Origin of the sequence: Bradyrhizobium sp. SZCCHNR1015, assembly GCF_032489875.1 — a bacterium.
Classification (GTDB): Bacteria; Pseudomonadota; Alphaproteobacteria; order Rhizobiales; family Xanthobacteraceae; genus Bradyrhizobium.
On sequence record NZ_JAUEYW010000007.1, the window covers coordinates 15,151 to 35,404 of the forward strand.

The 20,254-nt window shown below is 66.4% G+C and carries 26 protein-coding genes and 1 tRNA gene; 15 read left to right on the forward strand and 12 right to left on the reverse strand.

From position 1 onward, the window contains the following. Positions 1-69: 69 nt before the first annotated feature. Positions 70-1,473 carry a methyl-accepting chemotaxis protein gene (locus tag QX128_RS13400; RefSeq protein WP_316237666.1) on the reverse strand — a complete coding sequence of 468 codons (1,404 nt, stop codon included), beginning with the start codon at positions 1,471-1,473 and terminating at the stop codon, positions 70-72. Positions 1,474-1,695: 222 nt separating this feature from the next. On the opposite strand from QX128_RS13400, the gene QX128_RS13405 reads away from it, so the two are divergent. The 4 genes from QX128_RS13405 to QX128_RS13420 all read left to right on the forward strand — a co-directional run bounded on the left by QX128_RS13405 (position 1,696) and on the right by QX128_RS13420 (position 4,150). Beyond that, positions 1,696-2,025 (forward strand): metalloregulator ArsR/SmtB family transcription factor, encoded by a 330-nt coding sequence (locus QX128_RS13405; RefSeq protein ID WP_315801081.1) that lies wholly within the window; start codon positions 1,696-1,698, stop codon positions 2,023-2,025. Then, positions 2,018-2,503 carry an SRPBCC family protein gene (locus QX128_RS13410; RefSeq protein ID WP_315801080.1) on the forward strand — a complete coding sequence of 162 codons (486 nt, stop codon included), beginning with the start codon at positions 2,018-2,020 and terminating at the stop codon, positions 2,501-2,503. The genes QX128_RS13405 and QX128_RS13410 overlap by 8 nt, the downstream gene beginning before the upstream one ends. A 30-nt stretch (positions 2,504-2,533) precedes the next feature. Continuing rightward, positions 2,534-3,193: a glutathione S-transferase family protein gene (locus QX128_RS13415; protein ID WP_315801079.1), complete on the forward strand. Its 660-nt coding sequence runs from the start codon at positions 2,534-2,536 to the stop codon at positions 3,191-3,193. A gap of 231 nt (positions 3,194-3,424) precedes the next feature. Then, positions 3,425-4,150, forward strand: coding sequence for a Crp/Fnr family transcriptional regulator (locus QX128_RS13420; RefSeq protein WP_315801078.1), 726 nt, complete (start codon positions 3,425-3,427; stop codon positions 4,148-4,150). A 36-nt stretch (positions 4,151-4,186) separates the two neighbouring features. On the opposite strand, the gene QX128_RS13425 is transcribed toward QX128_RS13420, so the two are convergent. Continuing rightward, positions 4,187-4,273, reverse strand: a tRNA-Leu gene (locus QX128_RS13425). 412 nt (positions 4,274-4,685) lie between these two features. On the opposite strand from QX128_RS13425, the gene QX128_RS13430 reads away from it, so the two are divergent. Further along, a complete protein-coding gene (locus tag QX128_RS13430) occupies positions 4,686-5,141 on the forward strand; it encodes a hypothetical protein (RefSeq protein WP_315801077.1) in 456 nt (151 codons plus the stop codon). Between the two features lie 15 nt (positions 5,142-5,156). On the opposite strand, the gene QX128_RS13435 is transcribed toward QX128_RS13430, so the two are convergent. Together QX128_RS13435 and QX128_RS13440 are read right to left on the reverse strand one after the other, a co-directional pair. Beyond that, complete coding sequence (locus QX128_RS13435; protein WP_316237667.1) at positions 5,157-6,356, reverse strand: FAD-dependent monooxygenase; 1,200 nt, start codon at positions 6,354-6,356, stop codon at positions 5,157-5,159. A 10-nt stretch (positions 6,357-6,366) separates the two neighbouring features. Next, positions 6,367-6,609 carry a zinc-finger domain-containing protein gene (locus QX128_RS13440; RefSeq protein WP_315714692.1) on the reverse strand — a complete coding sequence of 81 codons (243 nt, stop codon included), beginning with the start codon at positions 6,607-6,609 and terminating at the stop codon, positions 6,367-6,369. Positions 6,610-6,901: 292 nt separating this feature from the next. On the opposite strand from QX128_RS13440, the gene QX128_RS13445 reads away from it, so the two are divergent. Both QX128_RS13445 and QX128_RS13450 read left to right on the forward strand, forming a co-directional pair. Further along, entirely contained in the window at positions 6,902-8,053 is a 1,152-nt protein-coding gene (locus QX128_RS13445) for a hypothetical protein (RefSeq protein ID WP_410053149.1), read from the forward strand. A 147-nt stretch (positions 8,054-8,200) separates the two neighbouring features. After that, positions 8,201-8,950 carry an alpha/beta hydrolase gene (locus QX128_RS13450; RefSeq protein ID WP_315801075.1) on the forward strand — a complete coding sequence of 250 codons (750 nt, stop codon included), beginning with the start codon at positions 8,201-8,203 and terminating at the stop codon, positions 8,948-8,950. Between the two features lie 109 nt (positions 8,951-9,059). Here the strand turns inward: QX128_RS13450 and QX128_RS13455 are convergent, their stop codons facing one another. Then, on the reverse strand, positions 9,060-10,388 hold the full coding sequence (locus QX128_RS13455; RefSeq protein WP_410053150.1) for a hypothetical protein: 1,329 nt from the start codon (positions 10,386-10,388) through the stop codon (positions 9,060-9,062). Positions 10,389-10,881: 493 nt separating this feature from the next. Here QX128_RS13455 and cysE point away from each other — a divergent pair, with 493 nt between their 5' ends. Together cysE and QX128_RS13465 are read left to right on the forward strand one after the other, a co-directional pair. After that, positions 10,882-11,712, forward strand: a complete 831-nt coding sequence (gene cysE, locus QX128_RS13460; protein WP_316237668.1) for a serine O-acetyltransferase — start codon at positions 10,882-10,884, stop codon at positions 11,710-11,712. Between the two features lie 277 nt (positions 11,713-11,989). Further along, positions 11,990-12,202 (forward strand): DUF3126 family protein, encoded by a 213-nt coding sequence (locus tag QX128_RS13465; RefSeq protein WP_006611186.1) that lies wholly within the window; start codon positions 11,990-11,992, stop codon positions 12,200-12,202. Positions 12,203-12,593: 391 nt separating this feature from the next. Here the strand turns inward: QX128_RS13465 and QX128_RS13470 are convergent, their stop codons facing one another. Continuing rightward, positions 12,594-13,292 (reverse strand): hypothetical protein, encoded by a 699-nt coding sequence (locus tag QX128_RS13470; protein WP_316237669.1) that lies wholly within the window; start codon positions 13,290-13,292, stop codon positions 12,594-12,596. Positions 13,293-13,488: 196 nt separating this feature from the next. Between QX128_RS13470 and QX128_RS13475 the strand changes: the two genes are divergently transcribed. Then, positions 13,489-13,818 (forward strand): DUF6949 family protein, encoded by a 330-nt coding sequence (locus tag QX128_RS13475; protein ID WP_009027540.1) that lies wholly within the window; start codon positions 13,489-13,491, stop codon positions 13,816-13,818. Between the two features lie 83 nt (positions 13,819-13,901). Beyond that, on the forward strand, positions 13,902-14,432 hold the full coding sequence (locus tag QX128_RS13480; protein WP_315801072.1) for a gamma carbonic anhydrase family protein: 531 nt from the start codon (positions 13,902-13,904) through the stop codon (positions 14,430-14,432). 33 nt (positions 14,433-14,465) lie between these two features. Here QX128_RS13480 and QX128_RS13485 read toward each other — a convergent pair whose 3' ends face one another. Together QX128_RS13485 and QX128_RS13490 are read right to left on the reverse strand one after the other, a co-directional pair. After that, positions 14,466-14,633, reverse strand: coding sequence for a hypothetical protein (locus tag QX128_RS13485; protein ID WP_315801071.1), 168 nt, complete (start codon positions 14,631-14,633; stop codon positions 14,466-14,468). Next, the gene (locus QX128_RS13490) at positions 14,630-14,935 is read right to left on the reverse strand and encodes a hypothetical protein (RefSeq protein WP_315801070.1); all 306 of its coding nucleotides are present in this window, start codon (positions 14,933-14,935) and stop codon (positions 14,630-14,632) included. The genes QX128_RS13485 and QX128_RS13490 overlap by 4 nt, the downstream gene beginning before the upstream one ends. Positions 14,936-15,010: 75 nt before the next feature. Between QX128_RS13490 and QX128_RS13495 the strand changes: the two genes are divergently transcribed. The 3 genes from QX128_RS13495 to QX128_RS13505 all read left to right on the forward strand — a co-directional run bounded on the left by QX128_RS13495 (position 15,011) and on the right by QX128_RS13505 (position 16,189). Then, on the forward strand, positions 15,011-15,448 hold the full coding sequence (locus tag QX128_RS13495; protein ID WP_316237670.1) for a hypothetical protein: 438 nt from the start codon (positions 15,011-15,013) through the stop codon (positions 15,446-15,448). Positions 15,449-15,606: 158 nt separating this feature from the next. After that, positions 15,607-15,906 (forward strand): hypothetical protein, encoded by a 300-nt coding sequence (locus QX128_RS13500; protein ID WP_315801068.1) that lies wholly within the window; start codon positions 15,607-15,609, stop codon positions 15,904-15,906. A 130-nt stretch (positions 15,907-16,036) separates the two neighbouring features. Continuing rightward, positions 16,037-16,189: a hypothetical protein gene (locus QX128_RS13505; protein ID WP_315801393.1), complete on the forward strand. Its 153-nt coding sequence runs from the start codon at positions 16,037-16,039 to the stop codon at positions 16,187-16,189. Between the two features lie 103 nt (positions 16,190-16,292). Here QX128_RS13505 and QX128_RS13510 read toward each other — a convergent pair whose 3' ends face one another. The 4 genes from QX128_RS13510 to QX128_RS13525 form a co-directional block, all read right to left on the reverse strand. Continuing rightward, on the reverse strand, positions 16,293-17,105 hold the full coding sequence (locus QX128_RS13510) for a dienelactone hydrolase family protein (RefSeq protein WP_410053152.1): 813 nt from the start codon (positions 17,103-17,105) through the stop codon (positions 16,293-16,295). Positions 17,106-17,501: 396 nt separating this feature from the next. Next, positions 17,502-18,017 carry a hypothetical protein gene (locus tag QX128_RS13515; protein WP_316176991.1) on the reverse strand — a complete coding sequence of 172 codons (516 nt, stop codon included), beginning with the start codon at positions 18,015-18,017 and terminating at the stop codon, positions 17,502-17,504. 242 nt (positions 18,018-18,259) lie between these two features. Next, positions 18,260-18,682 carry a hypothetical protein gene (locus tag QX128_RS13520; protein ID WP_315801065.1) on the reverse strand — a complete coding sequence of 141 codons (423 nt, stop codon included), beginning with the start codon at positions 18,680-18,682 and terminating at the stop codon, positions 18,260-18,262. A gap of 9 nt (positions 18,683-18,691) precedes the next feature. Further along, on the reverse strand, positions 18,692-18,910 hold the full coding sequence (locus tag QX128_RS13525) for a hypothetical protein (protein WP_316237672.1): 219 nt from the start codon (positions 18,908-18,910) through the stop codon (positions 18,692-18,694). Positions 18,911-18,963: 53 nt separating this feature from the next. Between QX128_RS13525 and QX128_RS13530 the strand changes: the two genes are divergently transcribed. Beyond that, entirely contained in the window at positions 18,964-19,962 is a 999-nt protein-coding gene (locus QX128_RS13530; RefSeq protein WP_315801064.1) for a hypothetical protein, read from the forward strand. The last annotated feature ends 292 nt before the right edge of the window (positions 19,963-20,254 follow it).

Below are 20,254 nucleotides of genomic sequence, written 5' to 3' on the forward strand. Positions count from 1 at the left end.
GAGATGCGTAGCCCGGATGTCGCTGCGCTCATCCGGGCTACGCATCTCACGCGGAACGACGATCTTCAATCACGCCTTGATCTGGTCCAGCGCCGCCAGCACCTCGCTGGATGCGACCTCGACCCGGCCGATCTCATTGAGCGCTTCCTCGATGTGCCCTGAGCTGAACAGCCGCGCCGCTTCCTTGCCGTGGCGGTGCACCGCCTCGTGCGGGCGCTCGAGGTTGCGGAATGCCGGATCCCCAGCCAAACGCCGACCGCCTTCGCCATAGTACCATTTGCCGAGCCGGCACGTGTGATGATCGGAGAGCTCGTCGGCGCGCAGTTGCAGCCGGCCGACCGACATGTCGACCAGCCGCTTTTTCCAGATCACGTGGTCGGCCTTGGCCAGTCTCACCACCTGGTGGTCCAGCGAAAGCTTGGCGATCTCGCCCAGCATCTTGCCGACCTTCGCGTCCGTCTTGCCCATGGTGTCCGCGAGCGACATCACCTCGTTGGCATTGGCGGTCGCGAGATCGGCGATGACGGTGATGCCCTGTGCGACCTCGTCGGTCGCGGCGGACTGCTCGGCGAGAATGCCGGAGATTTCGTCCATCTTGGTGCTGACCACCGCGGTCCGGGTGCCGGCCTGATCGATCGCCTGCGCCAGATCGTCCATCTCGGACATGCCGACCTCGACCGCCTTGGCGCCGCCGGCCATGGCCTCGACGATGCCGCTCATCTCGCCCTGCAGCCGCTCGATGCGGCCCTTGATGTCCTCCGTCGCCTTGGTCGTCTGCTGCGACAGGTTCTTGACCTCGGCCGCAACGACGGCGAAGCCGCGTCCGAACTCGCCGGCGCGCGCCGCCTCGATGGTGGCATTGAGAGCCAGCAGATTGGTCTGGTTGGCGATCGCGTCGATGGTGCCGACGATGGATCCGATCTCGGCGGAGGCGGCGCTGAGATCGGCGATCTTTGCCGAGGTGTCGCGCACGGAGCTGGCGATGCCGTTCATCGTCTGCAACGTCCGCCGCACCGCGGTCACGCTGTCCTCGACGGCCTGGCGGGTCGCGGCGGCCTCGGCTGCAGCCTGGGTCGACGTCGCCCGGATGGTGTGCACGGAGGCCTGCATCTCCACCGAGGCCGAAGCGAGGCTCTGGCAGCGCTCGGATTGATTGTTGGAGGCGCCGATCAGGCGCGCCGCGCTGATCGAGGCTTCGTTGCTGTTGATGCAGAGGTCGACGATGGAATCCAGATCCTGGGAGGCGCGGGTGGCCAGCGCGATGCCCAGGCGATGGATGGCCTCGATCAGTTGCGGCTTGAGCCTGGCACGTAGCGCGGCAGCGTCGACATCAGCGACATCGCGGTTGAGCCTGCCGTCCGCCCAGTCGCCCAGGCACTGCGCCAGCGTGTCCTGGAAGGCGTCGTGTGCGTCCGTGTCGGGGGCGGGCGGGGCATCCGACGGTTCGTTCTTTCGGCTGCGGAATCCCAGCATCGTGCCTCTCATTGATGGCGAGCCCCGGCTGGCCTCGGAACGTCGCACGCAGGTGATCGACTCGGAACGCCGGCAGCCGTTGGTTCCACCGTGGTTCGGTTGTGGTTAACGGCGGGTTTCTCCCTGCGACCGGCGGTGGCGAGATCTGCTGGATCAGACTCTCGTGTTCCGCGTCGAGCCGGCATCCTTGACAGTTTGGTAAGTATTGGCTTACAGTAAGTCATGACTTACGAAGTGGCGCTGAACGTTTTGGCGGACCCGACGCGGCGGGAGGTGTTCGAGCGGCTGCGCGGCGGGCCGCGCCCGGTCCACGCGATTGCGGCGGGAATGCCGGTGTCGCGGCCGGCCGTCTCGCAGCATCTGAAGGTGCTGAAGGATGCCGGCCTGGTCGAGGAACGCAGCGAGGGGGTGCGGCGCATCTACGCTTTGCGCCGTGAGGGGTTGGCCGAGCTGCGCGACTGGCTCGACAGCTTCTGGGACGACGCGCTGCTCGCCTTCAAGATCGAGGCGGAGCGCACGCATCGGCAGACGAAAGGGAGGATCGATGAGTGAGGGTGCCGTGATTGCGCCGGTCCGGAAGCTTGTCCATGTCCGGGCGCCGATCGATCATGCCTTCGACGTGTTCACGCGCGGCCTGACGCGCTGGTGGCCGCATACGCATGGGGTCGGCCGCAAGCCGATCGAGAAGGTGCTGCTGGAGCCGAAGCTCGGCGGCCACTGGCTCGAGATCGCCGAGGACGGCACGGCGACCACGGTCGCGACGATCACGCTGTGGGAGCCGCCGCATCGCTTCATCATGCTGTGGCAGGTCGATGCGCAGTGGAAGCCGGATGCCGCGATGCGCTCGGAGGTCGACGTGCAGTTCGTGGCCGAGGGCCCGGACGCGACCCGGGTCGAACTGCTGCACCACAAGTTCGAAACCATGGGCAGCGAGGCCGGCGCGTCGATGCGGCGGGATGTCGACGGCGGCTGGCCGGGGCTGCTGCAGCGTTTCCTGGCCGAGGCCGAGCGGCCGCCGGCGTCATCATGAGAAGTTCATCATAAGCGTGGGGAGATCGTGATGTCCGAGTTCGTCGTCCATTCCGTGCCGGGAAGCCCGTTCGGGCGCAGCGTGTTGATTGCGCTGGAGGAGAAAGGCGTTCCGTATCGGCTCGCGGCGATGGCGCCGGGTGACTCCAAGGGGGCGGCGCATCTGGCGCGTCATCCCTTCGGGCGCGTGCCGGCGCTCGCGCATGACGGCTTCGCGTTGTACGAGACCCAGGCGATCCTGCGCTATCTCGACCGCGTGCTGCCCGAGCCGGCCCTGACGCCCGCGGATGTCCGGCAGGCCGCGCGCATGGACCAGGTGATGAACATCAGCGACTGGTACCTGTTCCAGGGCGTGTGCAACGTCATCCTCTTCCAGCGCATCATCGGCCCGCAATTCTTCGGCACGACCACCGACGAGGCTGCGATCGCGCGCGCGATGCCGCAGGCGAGAGCCGTCATCGCGGAGTTGTCGCGGCTGCTCGGCGAGCAGCCATTCATGGTCGGCGATCATCTGTCGCTGGCCGATCTGCAGGCCGCGCCGCAGGCGAGCTTCCTGTCGCTGACGCCGGAATGGGCGGAGCTGACCGCCGGCCATCCCAATCTCGTCGCGTGGATCGAGCGGCTGGAGGCGCGGCCGAGCTTCAAGTCCACCACCATGGCGGAGCTGACGGCGCGAGCGCAGGCGGCGTAGGCCAAGCGGCGTCGATCATGCTTCGGGTGTCGCGCTGCGACGGCCGTCGGGACGGATGGGCGACTTTCAGCCGCATGATTAATCCAGGTTATATCGCTGCGGACCGGTTCCATTTTAGCTGCGACGCAGGTCGAAGGCTTCGGCATCCGCCGCCCCCGATCGACCGCCACAGCGTCCCGATGACCGGATGACGAATCCGGGTCGGCGGGACGGAAGCGCGCGCACCCCTTGATGCTGCGATCAGAACCCGATCTCGCCGGCTGCTGCGTCTCCTGCACCCACGTCGATTCCGGATTCTGTGCCGCGCTGTTCAGGGCCTGCCGGGCGCAGTCGGCGCTGCCGCGGCTCAATCAGCAGTTCTTCAGCGTCCGGGCCGGCCAGCAGATCAAATGCCAGAGCGAGGCGCGCGACGACGTGCTCGTGCTCTGCAGCGGCTGGGCATTCCGTTACATCCAGTTGTCGGATGGCGGCCGCCAGATCCTGCGCTTCCTGCTGCCGGGCGACATCTTCTCGCCGGCGGCGATCTTCGCCAAAGGCATGAGCTTTTCGGCCAAGGCCTTGACCCAGGTCCAGGTCAGCCGGCTCGATGGCGAGGAGGTCCGCAAGCAGTGCCGTGCCGACGAGCTGGTCATGATGGAGGTGTTCCGCTCGCTCGGCGACAACGGTCGAGCCTCCTACGAGCTCATCACCGTGCTCGGCCAGCGTCCGGCCGAGCGCCGGATCGCGCATCTGCTGCTCAGCCTGATGCGGCGGGTCGCGGTGGACGGCGTGGTCCAGCACCACCGCTATCCGTTTCCCTTGAAGCAGCAGCACATCGCCGACGCCGTCGGCGTGACCTCGGTCCATGTCAGCCGCGTGCTCGCGCTGTTTCGCGATCGCAAGATCCTGACGATTGCGGAGGGCAGGCTGGAGGTCACCGATCTCGCCGAGCTGGAGCGGCTGGCGGCGCTGAACTGAGCCGGGCAGGGCAGTCGAGCGAGGCGTGCACAGGGCTGGTGCGGACGGTGGGACTCGAACCCACACGACGTTGCCATCGAGGGATTTTAAGTCCCTTGCGTCTACCGATTCCGCCACGTCCGCGCTTTGATCTTGGAGACCTGACGCATCATCCGGCAACGCCGGACGAGTTGCACTTTGACTCCAAAGCTCATCCTCTGCTTAAGCCAGCGCGAGCGCCTTGGTAAAGCCTCAATCCGGCCGTCACCAGCTGCTTTGAGATTGCCTTCGCGCTGAAGCGCTTTGTCAGGTCTGGGATCATCTGGTGCAAGACATGGACGAAGCGGCCGTTGTAAGGCACGGACCCATCACGAGAAAACGATTCGGATCCGCGTGCCTTGCGGACCAGTCGTTGAGCGAGGTGAGCGTGACGAATCCGAAGACCATCGCAGAGGCGAATGCTGCCGCCGTTCGGGCCGATGTCCGCGACCGATCGGCCCAAGATCGAGCCCAAGATCGACCCCATGGCTCGCGGCCGCTGCACGATCGGGGCTGCATGACCAGCGATCGGCTTCGCGTCGCGCTGGCCGCGGGACTGCTCGGGGTGGGATCGCTGCTGTCGGGCTGCGCCGGCATGAGCGACAGTGTGTCGACCGCCTTCGCGGATCCGGCCAAGTACGAGCTCTATGACTGCAAGCAGCTCGAGGCCGAGCGCAAGGCGCTCGCCGGGCGCGCGGCCGAGCTGCAGGGCCTGATGGCCAAGGCGGAGACCGGAGCCGGCGGCGCGGTGGTGGCCGAGGTCGCCTATCGCAACGACTATATCGCGATCCGAGGCCAGACCCAGTTCGCCGAAGAGGCCTGGCGCCGCAACAAGTGCCAGGAAACTCCGGCGCCGCAGCCGGCGGCCGCCAAGCCTGGGAGGCCGGTCAAGCCGGCGGCGCGCCCCGCGCGGCCGATGGCCTCCGGTGCGGGCACGCCGTCGACCCTGCCGCGGGATGGCTCGGTCTACTGAGACGGCGCTCTCCGCCTACGGCCGCCAGTCGTAGATCCAGCTCTGCCGCGCCGACAGGCGCTGCGGGCCGAGCGCCTTGATGCTGAGATCGCGGGCCAGCGCCAGCGGTCCGGTCATGTGATAGAGCCGGCCCTGGTTGCGCGCGGTGCGCTGCACCTGGCCGACGCGCGGGCGGCGCAGCTTGGCGTAGCGTTTCAGCGCAGCCGGGATCGCGCCGGGACCGTCCGGGCGCGCCTCGCTCAGGCTCTTGGCCAGCACCACCGCATCCTCGATCGCCATTCCCGCGCCTTGCGCCGCAAACGGCAGCATGGCGTGCGCGGCGTCGCCGAGCAGCGCGACGCTGCCCTCGGTCCATTCGATGCCTTCGGGGACGCCGAACAACGCCCATTTGCGCCAGCCGTCGACCGCATTGAGCAGCAGCCGCGCCGTCGCCGGCCAGCGCGGCGGCGCGAACGCCGCCTTCAGCTCGCCCGGATCGCCCTCCGTGCTCCAGCCCGGCCGGTTCCAGGTGCCCGGCACCACCGCCACGACGTTGACCTGCCGGCCAGCCGAGATCGGATAGGCGACGAGATGGGCCGCGGGACCCATCCAGAGCTGCACCCGCGCGGCGGTCAGTTCGCGCGGCAATTGCCGGGCGTCGAGCGTGCCGCGCCAGGCGATCAGGCCGGAGAACTCGGCGCGGACCTGCGGAAACAGATGGTGCCGGACCGTCGACCACACGCCGTCGGCGCCGATCAGCGCCAGCGCCACGTCCTGGCGGCGCTCATTGCCGCGGCGATGCACCACGGTGAGGCCCTTGGCGTGGGCGGCGACGTCCTCGAACTGGCAGCCGAGCCGCAGCTCGACGTCCGGATGCGCCATCACCTCCGCGGCCAGCGCCGCCTGCAGGTCGGCGCGGTGGATCACCCAATAGGGCGCGCCCGCTGCCTGGCTCGCGGCCTCGCCGAGCGGCAGGCGGGCGATCTCGCCGCCGGCCCGCGCGCTCATGATGCTGACGGCGTCCGGCACCACCGCGCGCGCGGTCAGCCGCGGCCCGAGGCCGAGGTCGAGCAGGATCCGGCTGGCATTGGGCGACAGCTGCAGGCCGGCGCCGACCTCCTCGAGCCGTTCGGCCTTCTCCAGCACGACGACGCGGAAGCCCTTGGTGGCGAGCGCGAGCGCGGCCGTCAGGCCGCCGATCCCGGCTCCCGCCACATAGACGGTACGCGATGCCACGACACGCCGATCAGGCGACGTCCTTCAGCACGCATTCCGGGGGCCGCGCCTCGCCGGCGGCGAGGTCCGGCGCATAGCGGTACAGCGTCGAGCAATACGGGCAGATGATCTCCTTGTCGTTGCCGAGATCGAGGAACACGTGCGGATGATCGAACGGCGGATTGGCGCCCACGCACATGAACTCATGCGAGCCGATCTCGATGACGGGGACACCGGCATCGTTGTTGAAATGCGGGACGATGTTATCGGCCATCGGTATTACCTCGCGTGGCAACGGGAGCGTATGCGGTCAGCACGACGGAACAGGACGGGACTGAGGTCGCACGGCCGCACGCGTCGAAAACGGCGCGACCATACTGAGCCTTGATGCCAATTCCTAGTGCTGGGAACCCGCGTTTGATGCAACGCACGCCGTTATGTTGTGGCCTGTGGATTCGACACAAACTCAGGGCCGCCGAGAAGCCCTTCTTTCGTCGAGGCCGTTGTGTCAGGCACGGAAATTACTATGTCTCTTCGCATCGTTCCCGCGAAAACGTGAAGGCGGCGTGATCTCGAAGCGAATCAAGCTGGGACTCAGTCTGGCGCTGGCCGGGCTTGCCGTCAGCGCCGCGGTCGGCGCTGCGGTGTGGCCGCACGCCTATGGGGCCGGAGCCATCATGGCGGCGCAGGATGATCCGGCGCGGCTGTCGGAGCTTCAGGTCGCCTCGGTGCTGCAGACCGATCCGGCGCGCATCAACAGCGGCATCAAGGATGCGCTCGAAGCCGGCGATCCCGATCTCGCCGAGAGCTTCGTTGCGCTCGCGCGGGATCATCAGGTGACACTCGATGACGCGCTGGTGCAGCGCGTGAGCGATGCGGCGGCCGCCGAGAAGGCACCGGCCAGCGTCGCCAAGCGGTTCGCGACCGGGCTCGTCACCGGCCAGGCCGACGATGTCGCCAGCCTGTCCGGCACCGTGGCGGGCGATCTCTTCGTGTTCGGCGACATCCGCGACGCGGTGCGCGAGGGCAAGCATCTGGTGATGGGCGAGGAGACCGACCGCCTGGTGCTGGGCCTTGCCACGGCCGGCCTTGCCGTCACTGCCGCGACCTATGCCTCGGCAGGCACTGCCGCGCCGGTGCGGGCCGGGCTGACGCTGGTGAAGGATGCGCGAAAGGTCGGCCGGCTCGGCGAGGGGCTCGCCGCCTGGGCCGGACGCTCGGCGCGGGATGTGGTCGATGCGCCGCTGTTGCAGCAGGCGGTGGCCTCGGGCTCGGTGCTTCGTCCTGGCCAGACCGCGACCGCGATCCGCGCGGCGTTCCGCGCCGAGAAGGCCGGCGCGCTGGTGCGGCTCGCCAAGGATGTCGGCCGCATCACTGAGAAGGCCGGCACGCGCGGCGCACTGGATTCGCTCAAGCTCGCCGAAGGGCCGAAGGACATCGCCCGCGCGGCGCGGCTCGCCGAGGCCAAGGGCGGCCAGACGCGCGCGATCCTGAAGCTGCTCGGCCGCGGCGCGCTGCTGCTGACCGCGGGGGCATTCAATCTCGCGCTCTGGCTGTTTGGCGCGCTGATGACGCTGCTCAGCTTCGTCGCATCGCTGAAGGCGATGACCGAGCGGGCCACCCAGGCCTGGCTCGACCGGAGCCGGCGGCGCCGCCTGCGCCGGATGCAGGCCGCGTCCGCCGCTCCCGAACTGGCCGCAACCGCGTCCTGCGGCTAGAGCATGATCCGGAAAAGTGGAAGCCGGTTTTCCGAAAAGATCATGCTCAAACAAAGGGATAAGATCATGATGCGATTCCGTGGAATCGCATCATGATCTAGACTTCGTCCGACCAGCTTCACTCCAGCGTTCCGGGATTCGCGACCGATGCCGAGCTTTCACAACGGCGCCGTTGAAATTGCCTTCATCGATGAGGGGGAGGGCGATCCGATCGTGCTCGTCCATGGCTTTGCGTCGAGCAAGAACGTCAACTGGGTCTACCCGGCCTGGACCTCCGAGCTGCGCAAGGACGGCCGCCGAGTGATCGCGCTCGACAATCGCGGCCATGGCGATTCGGGCAAGCTGTACGACCCCGCGCTGTATTCGATCGCGGCGATGGCGAGCGACGTCACGGCGCTGATGGATCATCTCGGCCTCGCCAGCGCCGACGTGATGGGCTACTCGCTCGGCGGCCGCATCGCCGCACATATCGCGCTGACCGCGCCCGAGCGGCTGCGTTCGGCGATCTTCGGTGGCATCGGCATGGCGATGATCGAAGGCGGCGGTCCCGGCGAGAACGTCGCCGTCGCGCTCGAGGCGCCGTCGATCGACGACGTGACCGATCCCGTGGGCCGCACCTTCCGCGCCTTCGCCGACCAGACCCGCTCCGACCGCCTGGCGCTGGCCGCCTGCATGCGCGGCTCGCGCGGCCTGATCTCGCGCGAGGACGCCGGCCGCATCGCGGTGCCGGTGCTGGTGGCGGTCGGCACCACCGACGAGGTGTCGGGCTCGGGTCCGGCGCTCGGCGCGCTCATCCCCGGTGCCGAAGTGCTCGACATCCCCAATCGCGATCACATGCGCGCTGTCGGCGACAAGGTCTACAAGGCCGGGGTCGTCGACTTCCTGTCACGGCGCTGAAGCCGTAGCCCGGGCGAGCGCAGCGACCCCGGGTTTTCCGAGCGGCGCGTGTGAACCCGCATGTCGCTCCCGCCTTCGCCCTCTGGGCTTCGGCTGCCGCTCAAGCGGGCTACGGGAGGCGTTCCGCCGAGCCGTCCACGCGCTCGCCGCTGAACCACCTTGCCGCGGCGATCAGCGCGGTGAAGGTGGCGATCCACACCATCCGCGCGCCGTAGCGGTCATGCGGGCCGGAGATGACACCGCAGATCAGGGCATTGCCCAGCAGCGCCAGGGTCACGGTGCTGGCGAGCAAAGCCACATCGTCGCGCCGCCGGCGCCAGATCGCGTGCGCCGCGATCGCCGCCGCCGCCAGCATCGAGGCCAGCGCGACCGGCACGTGCAGCCAGTTGACGTCGGCGAAATTGATGTCCCAATGCTGCTGGTGTGCGGCGCGCATCTTCTTGAGCTGCGAGGGGACGTAGCGCTCGATGATGCCATAGGTATGCGGCAGCCAGCCATTGGTGCCTTCGCCGGTCGCCACATGCATCAACTGCTCGGCGGTGGCGACCGCGGCGGCCCTGGCCTGCCACAGCGGGTAGGCCGCGAGCGACCGCTTCACGATGAAGCCCATCTCGTCGTTCATGCCCTCGAAGCGGCCGAGCTTGTTGAACATGCTGTTGCCCCAGAGGAAGTCGTCGGCGGTGGGCGGCAGCTCGTTGCGATAGGGGCAGAGCTTCAGCTTCTCGCGGGCGCAATGGTCCTTCAGATATTGCGCCACGATGCCGTCCTGGAGCATGCGGCCGAAGGCGACCCCGGTGCCGCCCGGCGTCCACGCGAACTGGCCGGACAGGGCAAAGTTGGCTGCGAGCAGCATCGCCGCACCCGCGACGATCGTCATGCTGGCCTGGACCAGGCCGGAGAGCGCGATCTGCCGGCGCAGCCAGGGATAGCCGATCCAGCCGGCGCAGCACAGGCCGAACAGCACGCCGAGCGTGGCGCTGTGGGTGGCGGAGGCGAAGGCCACGAAGCCGAACAGCGCGCATCTTTCCAGCATGGAGATCCGGCGTGCGTGCGCGACCATGATGTAGAGCGCCAGCACCGACAGGCCGGCGAAGATGTCGGTCAGCAGCATGCTGGCGAGCCAGGGCAGGGCGGTGGTCAGGATCAGCAGCAGGCCGATCCAGAGCAGGCGCAGCGGCTGGGCCAGCCCCAGCACGCGCAAGGTGAGCTGCAGGATCCAGAGCGTCGCCAGCGCCTGCAGGCCGAGATTGAGCCAGAAGCTCGAGCCTTCGCCAAAATGCAGATAGAGCCCGAACACGGTCGAGCGGCTCGGCACCAGATAGCCTTCGTACCAGCGCGCGAGATAGCCCCCGGTGTCCCACTGCAGCAGCGGGTAGCCGTTCCATAGCGCCGGCGCGACGAGGAAGAGCGGGATGACGATGACGGGGAGCCAGGCCAATCCGGCCTCGGTTGCGCGTTCGTCCAGGATCTGAGTGTTACTGATACCCGTGTCCCCCGATCAGGAGCACCGTGGCCGAAATATGGTCAGGGCGATATTCACTAGTAGACGCAGAGCGATGGATGGTAAAGCCGCTCCCGTGATCGAACGGGGGAATGGCCGGCCTTCTGTCCCCGGGTGGTTCCTTTTTGCCGCAGCCGCCGGTATCCGTCCCTTCCGCCCTCCCGCAGAGTGCCCCAGGTGCCGGAACCGATTGCTACCCCCGAGGCCCACCTTGATTTCGGGTTCCTGCTGCCCACTTTGAACCGACGCGGTGCCGAATGGCATGGCGGCGCAACCGGGACGTCATCGGCGGGACGTAAAATGTCTCAATCCCGTGTTTTCTGGGAGGCAGGCTGGCTGGAATGGATCGCCGGCCTCGCGCCTCCTGCAGAGGACATCGTTCCATGCGCCGTGCTATAAGTCCCGCCCACTGAAACTGCGAGAAGCAGCCATGGCTATGCATCAGACCAATCCGCAGCAGGGCAGCAAGCTGGCGACGCTTGATCCGATCTGGGATCGGATCCGCCACGAGGCAGAAGAGATCGTGCGCCGCGAGCCCGAGCTCGCGACCTTCATCTATTCAACCGTCCTGCACCACGGCCGGCTCGAGGATTCGGTCGTGCACCGCGTCGCCGACCGTCTCGATCATTCCGCGCTGTCGGGCGACCTGATCCGCCAGACCTTCAACGACGCGCTGCGCGCCGAGCCGGACCTCGGCCATGCGTTCCGCGCCGATCTCGTCGCCGTCTACGATCGCGATCCCGCCACCTCGCGCTTCATCGATCCGCTGCTCTACTTCAAGGGCTTCCACGCCCTGCAGACGCACCGGCTGGCGCATTGGCTGTATCGCAACAGCCGCAAGGATTTCGCGTTCTATCTGCAGAGCCGCTCCTCGGCCGTGTTCCAGACCGACATCAATCCGGCGGCGCGCATCGGCCGCGGCATCTTCCTCGATCACGCCACCGGCTTCGTCTGCGGCGAGACGGCCATCATCGAGGACAACGTCTCGATTCTGCATGGCGTGACGCTCGGTGGCACCGGCAAGGAGAACGAGGATCGGCACCCCAAGATTCGTCATGGCGTGCTGATCGGCGCCGGCGCCAAGGTGCTCGGCAACATCGAGGTCGGTCATTGCGCGCGCATTGCTGCCGGCTCGGTCGTCGTGAAGCCGGTGCCGAACAACGTCACCGTCGCAGGCGTGCCGGCGAAGATCGTCGGCGAGGCCGGTTGTGCGGAGCCGTCGCGCACCATGGATCAGATGATCAACGCGATCGGGATCTGAGCCGCGACCGCCTCCGTCGACAGCGAAGTCAAGACCTTCTCATCCAGGGAAATTCGTGCCAACACATCGGCGTCTGTGGATTTGACGATCCGCCGTTTGTCTTGAGTTTGTCTTGGCGGAATGAATGTGAGATCCACGGCGTCCCTTTCAGTGCGTTCGACATCGCCGCTCGTCTTGCCTCGATCCTTGGGCCGGCATGTCGAAATCATAAGGACACGGACGTTCGCGCTGTAGCGTCCGCATCATCTGCAAACCTCGCTGTCGATTGGAGATCACCGTGGACGTTCAGGAAGTCAGGAAGCTCGACGCGTATCTGAAGCGCGTGTTCGGCAATCCCAAGATCCGTGTGGTGCCGCGGCCGAAGAAGGAAGACTCCGCCGAAGTCTATATCGGCGAAGAGTTCATCGGCGTTCTGTTCGTCGACGACGAGGACGACGACCGCTCGTTCCAGTTCCAGATGGCGATCCTGGAAGACGATCTGGTGGAGTAGATCCTTTCGCCACGCTTGAGAATGCACGATCAGGCGCGGTGCCAGTGAATGCGCCCTCTCCCCTTGTGGGAGAGGGCGACGCCGGCCTATCAACGGGCCGCTTGGGTGAGGGGTCTCTCTCCGCCAGCGGCGCTCGTCGCGAGATACCCCTCACCCAAGTGCGTTTGCCGCTCGGTCCTCCATGCCCTTTCCCACAAGGAGAGGGCGCATTCACGAGAACCTCGCCAAGGTGTCGACGCTCATCGGCCGCCCCTCGAGTGCCGTGGGGATGAGCTTATGAGTAAGTAGAAGGGCGCGCATCGCGTAGCCCGCATGAGCGTAAGCGACATGCGGGTTCACACGTTGTGCCGGAGAGCCCGGATGTCGCTGCGCTCATCCGGGCTACGACCAACTACTTCACCGCATGCATCTGCGCCGTCAGCCGCTCCATGGCCGCGGCGACGTCCTGCCATTGTGACAGCCAGCCGCGCGGAAACCTGAAGGTCAGATCTGCGCCTTCGACACGGCGTTCGCTGAGGCACATGCCCGGCGTGGCGGCATCACGCGTGCAGCGGGCGACCAGCACAGGCTGCTCGGCCGTGAACAGATCCTCCATGTCGTACGCTGTGCCCGCGCGGAAGCTTCGCATGCTCAATCCGTCCTGCACCGACACGGCGGCCGGATTGAGATAGCGCGGATAGATCGTCTTCAGTCGCGTCTCCGGCGACATCGCGTCGTGATGTGCCGATATCGAGACGAAGATGCGATCGATCGGGTGCGGCGCCTGATCGATCTGGTCGGCGCTGACGTGATGCAGCGCCTCAGGCGGGGTGAGCGAGGGATATTCGAAGCCGAGATCGACGCGCTCCTGCGGCCCCGTATGGCGCTGGATCTTCACCCGGATGGCGGCCGCCGGCACGTTGAACACGGTGCCGCCGATGCTGACCGGCAGGCGTTCGGGCCCCTTGAAGGTGCTGGCGCGCCAGGTGGGCCAGAGCAGGTAGGCGACGAGGGCGACTGCGGCCGCCGTCAGCACGCAGCCCAGGATGATCGGCACGGCGTGGCCATGTCCGTTCGAAGGGCGGGCACTGCGGACCGAAAACATCGTCATGGCGGGCAGGGGATCTCAAGGTCCGAATCAGCGCCGACTATGCCACGGCGATGCGGCATTCTGCAGAAACTTACCTGCAGGGAGCCGCGCACCGGCCGCGGCCGCCATTAACCCTTCCTTAAGGATAATGTGGCGGGTGCGGTCGCTTTTTGCCAAACCAGCATCGGGCAGTTTTGCAAGTGTGTGAGTGCGTACGATGTCGGCAGAGGCGTTCAATTCCCTGTTCTCGCTCCTCATCGGTTTCGCCTTGGCCGGCGCCTTGGCGAGCGGCTACCAGGCCTATGCCGAACGTCCGCCGGGCTTCGAGCTGCTGCAGGAGGGCGTCACGCCCCGGCGGTTCGCCGCGGTGCCATTCCTGGTGTTCGCCGCGCCTTTCATCATCATGCGCAACACGCTGCGCGGTGCCCGCATCGAGCGCCGTCGCTTCGAGTTCGTGATGCTGGCGACCGTGATCGCCGGCTTCTGGAGCATGATGTGCGGCACCTTCGTGGTGATGACGCTGCGCGCCGCGGGCGTGCTGGCCTAGTTCCCGTGCCGGGCGCCGCCGGGGCGCTTGCTTGAAATCGCTCCGGGGGCTGTGCCAAGGTCGCCTGCGAACGGGAGACCTCGATGGCCATCTACGAACTCGACGGGCAGGCGCCCGAGCTGCCGGCGGACGGCAACTACTACATTGCCGACAATGCCACCGTGATCGGTCGGGTGAAGCTCGCCAAGGAGGTCACGGTCTGGTTCGGCGCGGTGATCCGCGGCGACAATGACTGGATCGAGATCGGCGAGAGCTCCAACATCCAGGACAATGCCACCTGTCACGTCGATCCCGGCTTTCCGCTGCGCGTCGGCCGCAACGTCACCGTTGGCCACAACGTCATTCTGCACGGCTGCACGGTCGAGGATGACGCCCTGATCGGCATGGGCTCGATCATCATGAACGGCGCGCACATCCGCCGCGGCAGCGTCGTCGGCGCCGGCGCCATCATCACCGAGGGCAAGGATTTTCCGGAATACGCGCTGATCATCGGTGCGCCCGCGCGTGTCGTTCGCACGCTGGAGCCGGCGCAGGTCGAGCGCATGGGCATCGCGGCCAAGGCCTATGTCGCCAAGGGACCGCGCTACACCAAGGGTCTGAAGAAGATCGGCTGAGACATCACGGCCGATGGAGCTGTCGGAGATTCCTCACGTCCCTTCGGACTCGCCTGCCTCCGCTGCGCTGGCGACACGTTCGTGGCCGCTCGCCCACAGCGCATGCTGTTCGCTGCCGTCCTGATAGGGATTGGCCTCGGCCGGAATGTTCTCGCGCGCGGCGCGCTCGCCCTGTTCAAACGGATCGGGGTCGGTGCTCATGCTGATGTCCTGCTCCTCTGTTTCGGTTTGGGCTTCGACTGGTTTCTGGACTTGTCGTCCGGCTCGTTCTTCCGTTTGCGCGCAGGCTTGCCTGCGCCATCGCCATCCTCCGCAGCGCTCTTGCGCAGCGCGTCCTTCAGATCCGCCGGTACGCCGTGCTTTTCCAACAGGTCCATGAACGCCTCGTCGGCGAGGTCCTGCAGACTCAGCATCTGATCGCGGCCCAACTGCTTGAGCTTGTCGAACGTGTCCTCGTCAAAGGCGATCAGCTTGCGCACGGCTCCTTGCTCTCCTCGCCCCATCAATCCTCTCCGATCAACATTCGTTCCGGAACGCGGTCCGTCCGGTCGGGTTGAAGTGTAAAGGGAGACGGTCCCATGGCCAGGTTTTCATTGAGCACTTTGATCGTGATTGCAGGCCTCGGCACGGCCACTGCGGTGTTCGCGCAAGGCGGTGGCGGCGGTGCGGGCGGCGCTGGCGGTGGAGCGAGCGGCGGCGGCGCGCCGAGCGCGGGAGCCGCCGGCGCCGGCACGACCGGTACCGCCGGAAGCGGCAGCAATCCCTCACAGTCATCGCAACCGGGCGCGGCAGGTACCAACGGGACTAACAGCCTGGGCACGGCGCAATCGTCCGGCTCCGGCGCGAGCGGGGCGGGGGCGAGCAATTCCGCTGTCACGATCGGCATGAGTCATGGAGGAGACGGAGGGACCGCTGCAACAGGCCCGAACCGTACCGGTGATGCGACCGATGTGCAGATTCAGCAGGAGAACAACGCGGTCGACCGGAAGGTGAAGAGCATCTGTCGCGGTTGCTGAATGTTGCCCGCCGCTCCAGACGTCACGCAACGACATCGAGATCGCGCAGATGTGAGCGGGTTTGCCCGCGCGCTGTTCCAAATCCGGCTTAGAGACTTCCGGCTGGGAGCACCGAGTACACTGACGCTCTCATGCCGGTTGAATTTGGAGACGGATCGATGCGCAAGAGATTGATGGGATTGTTGGCGGGTGCCGTGATTGCGGCGGCAATGATGCCGGGCATGGCGTCGGCGCACGGGCCGGGCGGTTTCCATCATGGCTTCGGCCATCATGGCTTTGGCCCGGGTTTCGGACTCGGGTTCGGCTTCGGTTTTGGCTATCCCGGCTACTACGGATACGGAGGCTATCCCTACTACTACCCGTACACCTACGAGGATCTCGGCGGCTGCTACGTCGCGCGCAAGCGTGTGCGGACAGCGCACGGCTGGCGCTATCGCAACGTCGAGGTGTGTGAATGAAGCTTGGGCGAGGCGGCCGGCCGATCCGGTCACTTCGCCTTAACGACATCTCGTGACCATTTGTTGCCGCTCCGATCGGCGGAGCGGCAACGGAGAAGTAGCTGGCGCAACGCTTGCATGGGATCCAGGCATGATGAACACACTCACATCCCCTGAACTCACGTTTGTCTTCATGGGCGTCGTCGTCAGCCTGGGCGCCGCGCTGGTCTGGATGGCCTGGGAGCTCGAGCAGGGCGGCAGGCAGCTGGCGAAGATTCGTCGCGACGATCGTCGGCCGCGCTAACAGCCGCCGGTCCGGCGCCCGAGCGCAAGCGACAGCCGGCCAGCGACTTGCGGGAAGTCTCGCGGGGCAGTCTTCCGTGTTCGCTCGCCCCGGGCCGCGGCTGTCAGCTCAGCACGCCATATTTCTTGAACCACGCCTGCATCTGCGCCCAGCCGTCCTCCGCGGCGTCCTTGCGATAGCTGGGGCGATAGTCGGCGTGGAAGCCATGCGGCGCGCCGGGATAGATCTTGAACTCGGCGGTCTTCTTGTTGGCGGCGAGCGCGGCCTTCATGGCCTCGACGCTGGCGACGGGAATGCCGGTGTCGGCTTCGCCGTAGAGGCCGAGCACGGGCGCCTTCATCTCCGGCGCAAGCTGCGTCGGGCTCTTCGGCCAGGCGGGATTGGGCGGGTCGATCAGCGGGCCGTAGAACGCAACGCCCGCCTTCAGCGCCGAACTATGCGCCGCATATTCCCACACGCTGCGGCCGCCGCGGCAGAAGCCGACGATGCCGAGACGCGAGGTGTCGCCGCCCTGCGACTTGGCCCAGGCCACGGTGGCGTCGAGGTCCGACAGCAGCTCCGCGTCGGGCTTGGCATTTACGATCGGCAGCAGGTCCTTGATCTCGGTGATCTTGGTGAGGTCGGTCCCGCTGCGGAAGTAGTAGTCCGGCGCCACGGCGAGCGCGCCGAGCTTGGCGAGACGACGCGTCACGTCCTTGATGTACTGATGCAGGCCGAAGATCTCCATCGCGACCAGCACGACGGGTGGATTGCTGGCGCTGGCGGGGCGCGCGAAATAGGCCGGCATGTCGCGGTCGCCGACCTTGATCTTCGCATCTCCGGCATTCAGGCCATTGGTGTCGGTGGTAATGACCTCGGCCCGCACCGGGCCGGCAGCCAGCGTGTAGCCGGCCGTCACGGCAGCGGACGCTGTCATGAAGCCGCGGCGTGAGAAGGGGGCGACTGTGGTCAGCCCGATGACATCGGACGTCAGTGCTGGATCGGCGGACATGGGGGCTCCTCTGCGTCTTCAGGGCGCATTGAGCCGAGAATTGGCTGGGAAAAGCAAGTCACCAGCCGGAGAGCCGCGGTCGTCGGATCCGTTCCGGGCGGTCGAACGCGCCGCCACAAAGAACAAGGCCGTCGGCGCAGTATGGCGCCAACGACCTTGCCAGCCCCGGATATTGAAATTGGCCCTGTGCCATCCTGAAATTGGCTCGCCATCCGGTGCAGGCAGGATGGCGTGACTCCCGGTTTCAATCTGTGAAGCACTTCACAGGGTCCCGGGAAAATTCGGCGGGAATTCTACGAGCAGGCGTCAGAACCGGGCGTCTCAGGATCGGTTGCGACGATGCCGATGGCCGCTGCGGCTGGCATGGGCGCGGGCGCGGATGCTGCGGTTGCGTGGAGCAGGCGCGGCCTGCTCCGAGCTCTGCGTGCTGGCGAAGGACTGGCGCAGGCCATCGATGGAGTCCTTCAGGGTCGAGACCTGGTCCGACAGCCGCTTGGTGTCGGCCTGCTGGGCCGCGAGCAGGCGGCGCATGCTCTGCAGTTGCTCCTGCATCATCTGCAACTGATCGATCGATTCCTGCTGGGTGGCCTCCAGGCCCTTGGTCTTCTCCACCAATTGCTCGGATGCCTGCACCGTGCGCGCCTGCAACTGCCGCGTCACCGCGCCGCGCTCGGCTTCCGGCGCGCCGCCATAGGCACGCCACAACATGATGCCGCCGATGCCCGCGACCAGCACCACGAGCGTCGCGGCGGCGAGCGCGATCGGCTGGGCGCCCTTGACGGGGCTCGGGCTGAGCTTCTCGGGGTAGCGTCTGGTGTCGCGCGTCACCGGATTCATCACGAAACCACCCAAATTGAAAAAGCTTCGGATGCTCCTCCCGAAAACTGGGAGAGGCGAAAAACTCGAGCAGAGAACGCTGTCCGCCGAGCCCGCAAATCGTGCATCTGGCGAACGAACCAAGTCGTCAACGTTTGATTAGGAAATCCGACAAAAGCGAGGCCTGCAAGCCCGAAATCGCGCGGTCGCAGCGGTTCCAGGTCGCGGTCGCGACCAGCCGAAAACTGCGGACGGACAAATGCTTACTGCGTTGCGCTGCAGTTCCGGCAGATCGTGAGCTTCTGCTTGAGGCGGGCCTCGTCGGCGAGGTCGGCCGCCTGTTCCTCCTCCCAGCTCATCCGGCCGCGATAACCGGAGCTCGATTGCGCGGACATCACGTCGACCCGCGAGTCGCCACGGCGCTTGGCGCCTTTGCGCGGCGTGCCGATGTCCGGCTCCGTCACCATCTCGGTGTCGGCGTCGGAGGTGGCGACACGGCCGTCCCAGTCGGCCGCAGCGCTCGTCGGCTGCGCGGTAATCACGGCGGGCGTAGCGGCCATCGCCGGCGCGGCTGCAGGTGTGCCGGCCGAGGCCAGCGGTCCCGAGCAGCCGGTGCCGGACATGCAGCAGTTCGCCAGGGTCAGGGCCGCGGCCAGCAAGGTCGCGCTTCGCAGGATCATCATCATGCCGACAACCTAAACCCGACGGTCGAGGGAAAACAAGGTTGGCCGGCCGTTGCCGCGCCCCGCCTGCGACATATCGTCAAAGCAAGGCCAAAAAAAGTTGCGCATCGAGACGGCCTTGCGCGCGGCGATGCCGCGCCTCTCACCGTCCGCGACCGGCGGCAGGACGCCGAACTTCAAACTCAGAATTCGATCTGAAGTCGATTTTGTTGCGCGCGATGGCGAACGCATGTGGTATTTTATAACCGTTGTTCTGGTCGGCCCGGGGGGCGCGTGCGTGCGTGATGAGGCACAAGCTTTGGTTGTTAATCTATATCGCCATGGTCATCTTATCGGGCTGCCTGGCAGCTCCGATCGCATATAGCGGCAGGGGTATCTCGATCGCCGGATGCAAGCCGGCGCCGGAGCGTGATCAGTTCATCAGCTCGTGCAGTGCGCGCCGGTTTGGAGACTTCGAGCATGCTGCGTTTTGGTTCGGGATCGAGCGCAGGGCGCTTGCCAACCTGAAGGCAGCCGATGTGGTCTTCACGGGATCGAGCCGCACGATGTTTGCTTTCAGCACGGCCGAAGTGCGGTCGTATTTTGCCGCACGCGGTTTACGGCAGTTCAATCTCGGATTCAGCTATGAGGACCAGCAGGCGTTCTTCTCTGCGCTTGCAGTGAAGCACCATCTGCGTCCACGTGTGCTGGTGATTGGCGTCGACCCCTATTTCAACGACCGTGTGAGCGAGCCCGCTCTGGCCGCGATGCATGATCGATGGGAGCTCGGGCGGGCTCTGGTCAAGAAGGGGGAGATGTGGGCCCAGCCAGCCCTATGCAAATTTCGGTTTATCGACTGCGAAATTGCGCCGACGGCCTTCAGATCGTCAGTGGATGGCTATTTTCTCTGGCGGGATTCGCTTATGGCGGATCGCCAGCGCCCGCGGGTTCGTCGGGATCGGTTGCGGGACTTTCAGGTCAATGTGCCGCTCGCGGCGATCGAGGCGAACACCTTCTTGAAGCGAATTGGCATGCCTGCCGACTGTGTCGTCCTGGTCCCGATGCCGACGACCGAAATCTGGCCAAAGCCGGATCCGACCAGCCAACTCGCCGAGACGATCGGAGCCATGTATATCGACGCGGACACCGGCGACGATCTCACCTTCGTCGACGAGGTGCATCTGTCATTTGACAGCGCGAAGCGGTTCTCGTCGGAATTTGTTCGCGCGTTCGACCGGCTGCCGCAGACCTGCTTGAACAATGGTCCATTGCCGGCCGAAGCCTCCGCGCTTCCTGGCAAGTGATGGAGCCGGGACGGTCGGGATCGCCGCTGGCCTCTAAACCGGGGGCGCCTACATCTCGGCCTGCTCTCAGGACGGCATCGCGGAGAGATACGCGGGGACAGTCGATCGTGCCCGACGCGGGAGATCCGGGCGGCAGCCTTTGCCGAGGACTGATCGATTGGTCGTGCTCATTGAGATGGCCCGTCGGCCTGGATTGTCGTCCCAATAGACGTAGACGGACTCGCGCCGTCCCCGAACGCACCTGGCACCAGATTTCGGAAGCCCGCCGACGCGGCAGGAGGGTGAACGGGAG

Coding starts and splice junctions, on each gene's coding strand:
- QX128_RS13420 (WP_315801078.1), top strand. CDS start 3,425: ATGCTGCGATCAGAACCCGATCTCGCCGGCTGCTGCGTCTCCTGCACC.
- cysE (WP_316237668.1), top strand. CDS start 10,882: ATGGCTATGCATCAGACCAATCCGCAGCAGGGCAGCAAGCTGGCGACG.
- QX128_RS13530 (WP_315801064.1), top strand. CDS start 18,964: ATGAGGCACAAGCTTTGGTTGTTAATCTATATCGCCATGGTCATCTTA.
- QX128_RS13525 (WP_316237672.1), bottom strand. CDS start 18,910: ATGCGTTCGCCATCGCGCGCAACAAAATCGACTTCAGATCGAATTCTG.
- QX128_RS13520 (WP_315801065.1), bottom strand. CDS start 18,682: ATGATGATGATCCTGCGAAGCGCGACCTTGCTGGCCGCGGCCCTGACC.
- QX128_RS13510 (WP_410053152.1), bottom strand. CDS start 17,105: ATGACAGCGTCCGCTGCCGTGACGGCCGGCTACACGCTGGCTGCCGGC.
- QX128_RS13410 (WP_315801080.1), top strand. CDS start 2,018: ATGAGTGAGGGTGCCGTGATTGCGCCGGTCCGGAAGCTTGTCCATGTC.
- QX128_RS13400 (WP_316237666.1), bottom strand. CDS start 1,473: ATGCTGGGATTCCGCAGCCGAAAGAACGAACCGTCGGATGCCCCGCCC.
- QX128_RS13415 (WP_315801079.1), top strand. CDS start 2,534: ATGTCCGAGTTCGTCGTCCATTCCGTGCCGGGAAGCCCGTTCGGGCGC.
- QX128_RS13450 (WP_315801075.1), top strand. CDS start 8,201: ATGCCGAGCTTTCACAACGGCGCCGTTGAAATTGCCTTCATCGATGAG.
- QX128_RS13500 (WP_315801068.1), top strand. CDS start 15,607: ATGCGCAAGAGATTGATGGGATTGTTGGCGGGTGCCGTGATTGCGGCG.
- QX128_RS13505 (WP_315801393.1), top strand. CDS start 16,037: ATGATGAACACACTCACATCCCCTGAACTCACGTTTGTCTTCATGGGC.
- QX128_RS13475 (WP_009027540.1), top strand. CDS start 13,489: ATGTCGGCAGAGGCGTTCAATTCCCTGTTCTCGCTCCTCATCGGTTTC.
- QX128_RS13430 (WP_315801077.1), top strand. CDS start 4,686: ATGACCAGCGATCGGCTTCGCGTCGCGCTGGCCGCGGGACTGCTCGGG.
- QX128_RS13470 (WP_316237669.1), bottom strand. CDS start 13,292: ATGACGATGTTTTCGGTCCGCAGTGCCCGCCCTTCGAACGGACATGGC.
- QX128_RS13515 (WP_316176991.1), bottom strand. CDS start 18,017: ATGAATCCGGTGACGCGCGACACCAGACGCTACCCCGAGAAGCTCAGC.
- QX128_RS13490 (WP_315801070.1), bottom strand. CDS start 14,935: ATGGGGCGAGGAGAGCAAGGAGCCGTGCGCAAGCTGATCGCCTTTGAC.
- QX128_RS13485 (WP_315801071.1), bottom strand. CDS start 14,633: ATGAGCACCGACCCCGATCCGTTTGAACAGGGCGAGCGCGCCGCGCGC.
- QX128_RS13480 (WP_315801072.1), top strand. CDS start 13,902: ATGGCCATCTACGAACTCGACGGGCAGGCGCCCGAGCTGCCGGCGGAC.
- QX128_RS13440 (WP_315714692.1), bottom strand. CDS start 6,609: ATGGCCGATAACATCGTCCCGCATTTCAACAACGATGCCGGTGTCCCC.
- QX128_RS13405 (WP_315801081.1), top strand. CDS start 1,696: ATGACTTACGAAGTGGCGCTGAACGTTTTGGCGGACCCGACGCGGCGG.
- QX128_RS13495 (WP_316237670.1), top strand. CDS start 15,011: ATGGCCAGGTTTTCATTGAGCACTTTGATCGTGATTGCAGGCCTCGGC.